This window comes from Burkholderia sp. E168m23 (assembly GCF_016586125.1).
In the GTDB taxonomy this organism is placed as follows: domain Bacteria; phylum Pseudomonadota; class Gammaproteobacteria; order Burkholderiales; family Burkholderiaceae; genus Burkholderia; species Burkholderia orbicola.
The window spans coordinates 1-970 of record NZ_BCPP01001498.1 but is presented as its reverse complement, the minus strand read 5'-3'; the positions used below and the strand labels follow the sequence as shown (position 1 = coordinate 970).

Sequence of the window (970 nt, the reverse complement as noted above, 5' to 3'; positions counted from 1 at the left end):
CGTGACGATCACGATCGTATGGCCGAGCGCGTTCAGCTCGTGCAGGATGCGGATCACGTCCTGGCCGCTTTTCGTGTCGAGCGCGCCGGTCGGTTCGTCCGCGAGGATCACCTGGCCGCCGTTCATCAGCGCGCGCGCGATGCTCACGCGCTGCTGCTGGCCGCCGGACAGTTGGCCGGGCCGGTGATGCGCGCGATCCGCGAGCCCGAGGCGCGCGAGCAGTTCGCGGGCGCGGGCGTGCCGATCGGCGCGCGGGGTGCCCGCGTAGATCGCCGGCATTTCGAGGTTCGCGACCGCGTCGACGTGCGGCAGCAGGTGATAGCGCTGGAACACGAAGCCGAAGTGCTCGCGGCGCAGCTGCGCGAGTTCGTCGCTGTCGAGCATGTGCGTGTCACGTCCGCCGACCGTGTACGTGCCTTCGCTCGGATGATCGAGGCAGCCGAGGATGTTCATCAGCGTCGACTTGCCGGAGCCCGACGCGCCGACGATCGCGACGATCTCGCCCGCGCCGATCGACAGGTTGACGTTGTTCAGCACGACGACGTCCTTGTCGCCGGCCGGAAAGCGTCGCGTGACGGCGGCGAGTTTCAGCAGGGGCTGGCGCATCGTTACACCACGTCCGACAGCGGCGCGCGCTCGTCCGCCGACGCTTCGCCGATCACGACACGCTCGCCGTCCTTCAGGCCGGCCAGTACTTCGACGCGCACGTTGTTGTTGATGCCGATGCGGACGTGGCGCGTTTCCGTGCTGCCGTCGGCGCGCAGCACGCGTACCGCGACGGTGCCGTCCTTGCGCTTCTCGCCGAGCGCGGCGGCCGGGATGCTGAGCGCGTTGCGCGCGTTGCCGAGCACGATGTTGACCTGCGCGGTCATCGCGATGCGCAGCCGGTGCTCGGGATTCGGCACGTCGAACAGCGCGTTGTAGAACACCGCGGCGTTCGGCTTCGCGCCGCCGCCGGCCCCTCCGCCGA

The 970-nt window shown here is 69.8% G+C and carries 1 protein-coding gene and 1 pseudogene; both read right to left on the bottom strand.

The features are described 5' to 3' along the window. The coding region (locus tag JMF90_RS38450) for an ABC transporter ATP-binding protein (protein WP_201326479.1) at positions 1-606 on the bottom strand (606 nt) is incomplete at its 3' end. A gap of 2 nt (positions 607-608) precedes the next feature. Continuing rightward, a pseudogene (locus JMF90_RS38445) lies at positions 609-970 on the bottom strand (efflux transporter periplasmic adaptor subunit); the annotation flags it as partial.